At 59.1% G+C, this 9,493-nt stretch carries 3 protein-coding genes and 2 pseudogenes; 2 read left to right on the top strand and 3 right to left on the bottom strand.

Annotation, left to right across the window (positions count from 1 at the left end; all coding sequences use genetic code 11):
* The 3 genes and pseudogenes from FEM54_RS34655 to tssB all read right to left on the bottom strand — a co-directional run.
* Positions 1 to 137, bottom strand: a pseudogene (locus FEM54_RS34655) (type VI secretion system baseplate subunit TssK); the annotation flags it as partial.
* A gap of 24 nt (positions 138 to 161) precedes the next feature.
* Complete coding sequence (gene tssC / locus FEM54_RS15745; protein WP_138451811.1) at positions 162 to 1,703, bottom strand: type VI secretion system contractile sheath large subunit; 1,542 nt, start codon at positions 1,701 to 1,703, stop codon at positions 162 to 164.
* A 34-nt stretch (positions 1,704 to 1,737) separates the two neighbouring features.
* Positions 1,738 to 2,241 (bottom strand): type VI secretion system contractile sheath small subunit, encoded by a 504-nt coding sequence (gene tssB / locus FEM54_RS15740; protein WP_138451809.1) that lies wholly within the window; start codon positions 2,239 to 2,241, stop codon positions 1,738 to 1,740.
* 1,351 nt (positions 2,242 to 3,592) lie between these two features.
* On the opposite strand from tssB, the pseudogene FEM54_RS35105 reads away from it, so the two are divergent.
* Positions 3,593 to 3,721 (top strand): annotated as a pseudogene (locus tag FEM54_RS35105) (ESPR-type extended signal peptide-containing protein); the annotation flags it as partial.
* 309 nt (positions 3,722 to 4,030) lie between these two features.
* Complete coding sequence (locus FEM54_RS15735) at positions 4,031 to 9,397, top strand: YadA-like family protein (RefSeq protein ID WP_240792754.1); 5,367 nt, start codon at positions 4,031 to 4,033, stop codon at positions 9,395 to 9,397.
* Positions 9,398 to 9,493 lie beyond the last annotated feature (96 nt).

The raw sequence follows: 9,493 nt of genomic DNA, 5'->3' as shown, positions 1-9,493 counted from the left end.
CCCCAAACCCCCCAGGGGTGTACGAGACAGAGATGGGCCAGACGGTCGTCGGCCCACGCCTCCCAACGCGCCTGCTGCTGGAACTGTTGCGGCGACAGCAAGGCGCCCGCGGCCCACAGGGGGCGGTCGATCTTCATCACATCGTGTCCTTGCGAAGGGGGTCAGGCTTTGGCCTTGGGCATCTGCGAAACCAACGACAAGTTGACGTCCATGCCTTCGACCTGAAAGTGCGGAATCGCATACAACTTGACGCGGAAGAACCCCGGGTTGTCCTCGATGTCCTCGACCGTCACCCGCGCATCGCGCAATGGGTGGGACGCTTGCAGGTCATCACCCGGGTCGGTCATTTCGGTGACGAGGCCACCTACCCACTTGTTCAGCTCCAGCTCCAACAAACGACGGTCCTTGGTGGTACCGATGTTTTCGCGCTGGATCAATTTGAGGTAATGGGCAATACGCGACAGCAGGAAGATGTACGGCAGGCGTGCGTTGATGCGGCTGTTGGCCGTGGCATCGGCGGTGTCGTACAGCGCGGGTTTCTGGGTGGAGTTGGCCGAGAAGAAGCACGCGTAGTCGCGGTTCTTGTAGTACGACAACGGGATGAAACCGAGGTTGGCGAATTCGAATTCGCGGGTTTCCGGAATCATCACCTCGGACGGAATCTTCACCTGGTTGCCCGTGCCCAGGTCGTAGAGGTGAATCGGCAGGTCGGTGACTGCGCCACCCGACTGCGGGCCACGAATCTGTACGCACCAGCCGTTGGTGATGAAGCTCTTGACCATGTTGGCCGCAAAGGCGAACGAGGCGTTGGTCCACAGGTACTTCTCGTGGTCCGGGCCCTTGACGCTTTCGATGTAATTGAAGCTGCGCACCGGAATAGTGTCCGGGCCATAGGGCAGACGGCCCAGTACACGTGGCATGAGCAGGCCGATGTAGCGCGAGTCATCGCTGTCGCGGAACGACTTCCACTTGATGTATTCGGCGCGGTCGAAGTAGTTACCGATGTCCTTGATCGCCGCGACTTCTTCCATCGACTGTTTACCGAAGAACGCCGGCCCCACCGCACCAATGAACGGCATATGGGCAGCAGCGGCGACTTTGGAAATGTTGCGCAGCAGGGCAATATCCTGCGGGCCGCGCCCGAATTCATAGTTGGAAATGGCCGCCGCAATCGGCTCGCCGCCCGGGGTGTCGTATTCCTGGGTGTAGGTGTGCTGGTACAGGCCGCTCTGGGCAATTTCAGGTACGTCTTCGAAGTCCTGGATCAGGTGATCCTTGCTGATATCCAGAAGTTCGATGCGCACGTTCTGGCGAAAATCGGTCTGGTCGATCAGCGACTTCACGCCGCGCCAGGTGGACTCGACGCGCTGGAAATCCGGGTGGTGCATGATCGCATCGAGTTGACGGCTGATCTGCGTATCCAGCGCGGCGATGTGCTCGTCCAGCAGCGTCTTGTCCAGGCGCTCGACTTTCTGCGACGACTGCTTGAGCAGGTTGAGGAATACGCTGACTGCTGCGGTCACTCGCTCATCGGGCGAAGCTTCGGACAGCACTTCGGCATTCTGGAAGGGCTCGATCGCGCCCAACTCCGATACCGGGTTGAGGTTGATCTTGGCGAACAACGCGTTGTACACGCCCTGGCCGACTTCGGCGGCATAGGTCTGGGTTGGTTGCGGTTGTGAGGATGGGTGTTCTACGGACATGATCAAAACTTCCTTATCAGAAAACCAAGGGCAATCAACGAGCAGAAGGTGGCGCCAGGGCGGCCAGTTCAGCGCGCAGTTCGTCGCTCAGGGCGTCGTCCTTGAGGATGCGCTCCAGCTCATGGCGGAAGGTGGCGTTATCGAGCAGGTTGGATTTGAGGTCGCGCAACAGGTTGCGCATCGCCAGCAGGGCGCGCAGTTGCGGCATTTGCCGGGCGACCTGCTCAGGCTCGAAATCCTTCATGTTGCGGAACGTCAGTGCAATGGACGCTTCGGCGTCGCCCTCGACCAGTGTGTTTTCCACCGCCAGTTTCACACTGGGGGAAAACTCGGCCAGCACGCTGTCGAAGTTGTTCTTGTTGATGTCTACCTTGTTTCGTTCAGATAACGGACGCTGTTCCTGACCGTTGCTGTAATCACCCATGACCATGAGTTTGAGTGGCAGCTCTATCTTTTTCTGCGCGCCGCCGGTGTGCAAATCGAGCTTGATATTTACCCGAGCCTTGGGCACTTCGTTTTGAAAGCTATTTGAAGCCATACGTCCTCCAGACACGCTTTGCGCGACACGCTATTGCGTCACGAACAACAACTGAAACTGGAGTTAATGCTTGGTCGACAGCCTCTAAAGGGTTGCCGTCCTGGCATATAAACTCCGCTGAGAAGCTGCAAAAAGCAGCTCACTTTCGTGTAATAACTGAATACCCACACCTATAGCGTGGTACTTCGCCCTGCGATGGTTTTACCTTCAGCGAGCGGCGGGCAACTGGGCGCCCTGCTTCAGGATTTGCTCCTTTTCAAGCAGCTCGCTGGGCCTGCCCGCACCAAAACAGCGCACAAGAAAATAGCAACTCCTGTCCGGGAGCCAATGACGGTTTGCGTGAGAGCCCCCAGTAATAAACATAACGTTTAAAGAGTATTACATCCCGTTTGAAAAAATATCAATACGTCACCTTCGTTCACATTTTCATGAGTACTCAACACAGCACACCTATATAAGCAATCACGCTCGGAAATTTCCTACATCAATTACTCAAAACTACCGCTAGACACTTAGCCGAATCGAGAAATTATCTCGCTAAATCTTTTCTCCTACATTTGGGGAGGGGGAATCTTTAGCTGTAGGGTTAAAAAACCCTATTAAATGCCCTACACCTCAAGCCGTTTCCAAGAAGCAAAAATTCGAATATTTTTTATGGATAGCGAAAAAAACTCCATTACTAAATATGTCAAAGGCTGCAAAAAAACTTCGCTTTAAAAGTTTTTGATGTGTCAGTGCTTAAAGCGCCAGGCAATGCCTCGCTGCCTGAGCGCCGTGAGCAGCAGCTGCGCGAAAGACAGCCGGAGGCTTGCTGCATCGAACTCAAAAGACCGATTGAGGTAGCACCGCACCAGTACCGCTCAAGCGCAGGCGTGGGAAATTTTCCCGATCAAGACGCCCTACCCGCATCAATATTGAATCCTACGTGCATCAGAAGCCCACCTATCTCTTTGATAATTATCGTATTGACTCTGCCGAAAAGCGGTTTACGAACGCTATGTCCGTTCGCGGCCGACAGGAAATTTCCTACAGAGCCATAGGATTCAGATTGCTTGAATATGCATGGCTTGTAAGTGCTTGAGACAACCCCCTCCTGAGCGCAGACAAGTGCAACCAGGCAGGGCCGATACGGACGTCAGTTTGCTCCATGAGACGTGAACCACCCAGATGACCTCATGAACAAACACACTCAACAAGCACTAAAAACAAGCAACCCCAATCCATACGAGCGGGGAGTCGCTCATTTTAAAAAGCCTGCTAAATTCAATTCTGTTATCCAGCGAGTTTCAGCGCGAATGATTAACGGAACCCCAACTTAATTATTTTTGCGGAGACGGCTTACGCCATCGACATGAACAAAATACATGCTGTGATTTGGAGCGTTTCAAAACACTGTTGGTTGGTCGTCTCTGAACACGCAAGCAGCAGTGGCGGGCGAAGCAGCCGTCGCGCGGTCATTGATCGAAGTGGTTTGGCCAAGACGCAAACGGCACTGGGCGTACAACAACTGCCTGGCTCTATCAATGCTGTTTCACTCAGCTTGCGCATAGTACGCACTGCTCTCATTCCGATGGTGTTGACTCTCGGGACGGTATCCATCGCTGTTGCAGGGCCAGGCGATGGAATCTTCGTCAACGATGGCACTGATAACGGCTGCAGCCGGGTCGGTGACTCGGGCTCGATAAGCGGCGTAACTAACGCGGCGTGTACTCCATCCGACAAGTCAACTCAGACTGATCACTCGCTGTTCTATAACCCACTGGGTCAAGTAGGCCTCGGGGCGACATCGTTGACGCTGGGTAACGAACTCTTTGTCAATGGCGGTTCCACCGCAACACTTTTGGCCCCGGTGACCGCCGGTGCGCATATCAATACCCTCGACATGCGTGGCACTAAAGTCCTGCAACTTGCGAACGGCACTGTTTCGGCCACCTCGCAAGACGCCGTGAACGGCGCCGAACTGTTCAACACCGCAACTTCAACGGCAACCGCGCTGGGGGGTGGCGCTCAAGTCACCGGCACTACCGGGCAGATTTCCGCCCCAAGCTATAGCACCACCACCGTCAATGCAGCGGGCAATGTCACCACCGCCACCACCAGCGCCAATGTCGGTGATGCATTGACCAACCTGAGCACCAGCCTGGCTAACAGCGCTAACGTCAGTGTCAACTACGACGACGCGGCCACCAAGGCCAGCGTGACGTTCAACCCGACTGGCGCTGCAACCACGCTGGCGAATGTTGCCGCCGGCACCTTGAGTGCCACCAGCACCGAGGCGGTCAATGGCACCCAGTTGAATGCTACCAATACCACCGTCAGCGCCCAGGGTGCCCAACTGAGCGGTATGGTCAATGACGGTACGGGCATCAAGTACTTCCACAGCGCTTCAACCAAAGGTGACAGCAGCGCCACCGGTCTCGACAGTGTGGCCATCGGCCCGTTGGCCACAGCTGCCGGCGGCGGATCCATCAGCCTTGGTAACGGTGCCACCACCACTGCAACGGGTGGTCGAGCGATCGCCTTGGGGAACTTATCAAGCGCCCAGAGTAACGGTTCCGTCGCGATCGGCTCTGAATCCACCGCCTCCGGCATTGACGGTCTTGCGTTGGGCTGGCAGGCCCAGGCGCTGGCAGCCGGCGCCGTCGCGCTTGGCGGTGAGGCCGCTGCGTCAGGCAATAACAGTGTCGCCCTGGGCAACAACGCCAGTGCTACGGTCGCAAACTCCATGGCGTTGGGCTCTTTCGCCACCACCACTGCTGCTACTGCGACGACCAATGGCGTGATCAACGGCACCACTTACACCTACGCCGGTACTGCGCCTGTGGGCGTGCTCAGTGTTGGCAATGCAACCCAGCAACGGCAGATCACCAACGTCGCCGCAGGCGAGGTTTCGGCTACCAGCACCAATGCGATCAATGGCAGCCAATTGAACGCGACCAACACGGCAGTCAATGCCTTGGGCGCCCAGGATCAACAATTCACCACCGCTCTGGGTGGCGGCGCGCAGTTGGACCCGACCACGGGGGCCTGGCTCGCACCGAGCTACAGCACCACCACCATCGATACCGCCGGCAATGCCAGCGCCCCTGCCATCAGCAACAACGTGGGCACTGCCTTGACCGGCCTCAGCACCAGCCTGGCCAATATCGCCGCCGTGGGCGTCAAGTACGATGATGTGAGTACTAAAACCTCGGTGACCTTCAACCCAGGTGGCACCGCCACCACCCTGAGCAACGTCGCCGCCGGCACCTTGAGCGCCACCAGCACCGAGGCGGTCAACGGTAGCCAGTTGAATGCCACCAACACCTCGGTCACCGACCTGGGCACCAGCCTCAACACGTCCATTACCAACCTGGGTAACAGTTTCAGCACCCAGTTGGGCAACATCATCAACAATGGCGACGGCATCAAGTATTTCCACAGCGAATCCAGCCTGGGCGACAGCACGGCTACCGGCCTCGACAGCGTAGCCATCGGCCCGGTGGCAACCGCTTCGGCCGACAATGCCATTGCCCTGGGCAACGGTGCCAACGCCAGCATCGCCAACTCCCTGGCTCTGGGTAATGGCGCCACCACCGCTGCGGCCACTGCAACTGCCAGCGGCGTGATCAATGGCACCACTTACAATTACGCCGGCACTGCGCCTGTGGGCGTGCTCAGTGTCGGTGCCGTCGGTGCCGAACGGCAGATCAGCAATGTCGCCGCTGGGCGGGTCTCGGCCACCAGCACCGACGCGGTCAACGGCAGCCAGTTGAACGCCACCAATACCTCGGTGACCGACCTGGGCACCAGTCTCAATACGTCCATTACCAACCTGGGCAACAGCTTCAGTACCCAGCTTGGCAACATCATCAACAATGGCGCCGGCATCAAGTACTTCCACAGCAACTCGGCCCTGGGCGACAGCACGGCCACCGGCACCGACAGCGTAGCCATCGGCCCGGTGGCAACTGCTTCGGCCGACAACGCCATTGCCTTGGGCAACGGTGCCAACGCCAGCATCGCCAACTCCTTGGCCCTGGGTAATGGCGCCACCACCGCTGCGGCCACTGCAACTGCCAGCGGCGTGATCAATGGCACCACTTACAATTACGCCGGTACTGCGCCTGTGGGCGTGCTCAGCGTTGGTGCCGTCGGTGCCGAACGGCAGATCAGCAATGTCGCGGCTGGGCGGGTTTCGGCCACCAGCACCGACGCGGTAAACGGCAGCCAGTTGAATGCCACTAACACCTCGGTGAGCGACCTGAGCACCAACCTGAGCACGCAGATCAGCAACCTCGCCAACAACGCCGGCAACCAGATGGGCCAACTCGGCCAAGGCGTCAGCGCGGCCTTCGGCGGCGGCGCACAAGTGGACCCGACTACTGGCGCCATGACCGCGCCAAGCTACAGCACCACCACCATCGATACCGCTGGCAATGCCACCACCGCCACCACCAGCAACAACGTGGGCGCTGCCTTGACTGGTCTCAGCAACAGCCTGGCCAATACCGCCGCCGTGGGCGTCAAGTACGATGATGTGAACACCAAAACCTCGGTGACCTTCAACCCAGGCGGCACCGCCACCACCCTGAGCAACGTCGCCGCCGGCACCTTGAGCGCCACCAGCACCGACGCGGTCAACGGCAGCCAGTTGAACGCCACCAACACCTCGGTCACCGACCTGGGCACCAGCCTCAATACGTCCATTACCAACCTGGGCAACAGCTTCAGTACCCAGCTTGGCAACATCGTCACCAACGGCGCTGGTATCAAGTACTTCCACAGCAACTCGGCCCTGGGCGACAGCACGGCCACCGGCACCGACAGCGTAGCCATCGGGCCGGTGGCAACTGCTTCGGCCGACAACGCCATTGCCTTGGGCAACGGTGCCAATGCCAGCATCGCCAACTCCCTGGCCCTGGGTAATGGCGCCACCACCGCTGCGGCCACTGCAACTGCCAGCGGCGTGATCAATGGCACCACTTACAATTACGCCGGTACTGCACCTGTGGGCGTGCTCAGCGTTGGCGCCGTCGGTGCCGAGCGGCAGATCAGCAATGTCGCCGCCGGGCGGGTGTCAGCCACCAGCACGGATGCGGTCAACGGCAGCCAGTTGAATGCCACCAATACCTCGGTGAGCGACCTGAGCACCAACGTCAATACCTCGGTCACCAACCTGAGCACGCAGATCAGCAACCTCGCCAACAGCGCCGGCAACCAAATCGGCCAACTCGGCCAAAGTGTGAGCAACGCTCTGGGTGGCGGTGCGCAGGTGGATCCGACTACTGGCGCCATGACCGCACCAAGCTTCAGCACCACCACCATCGACGCGGCTGGCAATACAACCACTGCCACCACCAGCAACAATGTCGGCGATGCCTTGACTGGCCTCAGCAACAGCCTGGCCAACACCGCTGCAGTGGGCGTCAAGTACGACAATGTGAGCACCAAAACCCGGGTCACCTTCAACCCAGGCGGCACAGCAACGACCCTGAGCAACGTCGCTGCCGGCAGCCTGAGCGCTACCAGTACCGACGCGGTCAACGGCAGCCAACTGTTCAATACCACCGCCCAGCTCAATAACTTGATTGCCAACTCCGGGAGCCAAAACCAATACGTCGTCAATGCACTGGGCGGTGGCGCGCAAGTGGATCCGGTGACGGGTGCTGTAACCGCGCCCAGCTTCAACACCACCACCATCGATACGGCAGGCAATACGACCACCGCCACCACCAGCACCAATGTCGGCGATGCCTTGACGAGCCTCAGCAACAGCCTGGCCAATACCGCTGCGGTGGGCGTCAAGTACGATGACGTGAACAGTAAAACGCGAGTGACCTTCAACCCAGGTGGCGCTGCGACCACCCTGACCAACGTCGCCGCCGGCAGCCTCAGCGCTACCAGCACCGACGCAGTCAATGGCAGCCAGCTTTTCTTGACCAATAACACCGTTGTCGGCCTGACGACTCAACTCAACAACATCGTGAACAGCGGTTCAAGCATCAAGTACTTCCACGCCAGTTCATCCAAGGCCGATTCGCTGGCCACCGGCACCGATGCCATGGCAGTAGGCCCTGATGCCCAAGCCAGTGGTACGGCGGCCATTGCCGTGGGCAATGAAACCGTTGCCAGCGGCAGCAGTTCGGTAGCGCTGGGTGACGGTGCGAAAGCCACCGCTGCCGGCAGTGTCGCCATCGGCAAGGGCGCCAGTGACGACCAGCGCGGCACCGAGACCTATACCGGCAAATATTCGAATGCCAGCAACACCACGGCCGGCGTCGTATCGGTAGGCAACGCGACCACTGGCGAAACACGCGTAGTGAGCAACGTCGCTGATGGCAGCCGGGCTACCGACGCCGTCAACGTGCGCCAACTCGATGGTGCGGTGGCCGAGTCCAAGGCCTACACCGATACCAGCCTGAATCAGATTCAAGGCTCTATCAAAAATGTGGACGGCGCGATTGCCAACGTCACCAGCAGCGTAGCCAAGGTCGACGCCGCAGTGACCAGTGTGCAGAACGGCACCAGTGGTGCATTTCAGGTCAATAACACCCGCGCCGCCGCACAACCCAAGGCAACCGGCACCAACGCGGTAGCCGGTGGCATGGGCTCGCAGGCTTCGGGTAACAACAGCATGGCCGTGGGCAGCAACACCGTGGCCAGCGCTGAAAATGCCACGGCAACGGGTAACGGCGCCCAGGCCACGGCACAAAACAGCGTGGCCCTGGGGGCCAACTCGGTGGCGGATCGCGAGAATAGCGTCTCGGTAGGTAGCGCGGGTGGTGAACGCCAAATCACCAATGTCGCCGCCGGCACCCGTGGCACGGATGCCGCCAACATTGACCAAGTGAGCCGCGGCATCATGAATGCCAACATCAACTCCAAGGCTTACACCGACCAGCGTTTTACCGACCTCAAACGTAACCTCAAGCAGCAGGACGACACCCTCAGCGCCGGTATCGCCGGCGCCATGGCAATGGCCAGCCTGCCGCGCTCGTCCGTTGCCGGCGGCAGCATGACGTCGGTGGCGATGGGTAATTACCGCGGGCAATCGGCACTGGCTATTGGCGTTTCGCACGTGTCCGAGAATGGTCGCTGGTCGACCAACTTCATGGGCACTACGAGCAGCCAGAATGACACTGGCGTGGCCGTGGGGGTTGGTTATCAGTGGTGATTGCGAACCGAACCGATAATGAAAAAAGCCCGGCCTGCGCGTAATGCAGGTATCCAATGTGGGAGGGGGCTTGCCCCCGATAGCAGTGTGTCATTC

Source organism: Pseudomonas edaphica, assembly GCF_005863185.1.
GTDB lineage: Bacteria > Pseudomonadota > Gammaproteobacteria > Pseudomonadales > Pseudomonadaceae > Aquipseudomonas > Aquipseudomonas edaphica.
Note: the sequence above shows the minus strand (reverse complement) of the source record. Positions and strands in the feature narration are given on the sequence as shown.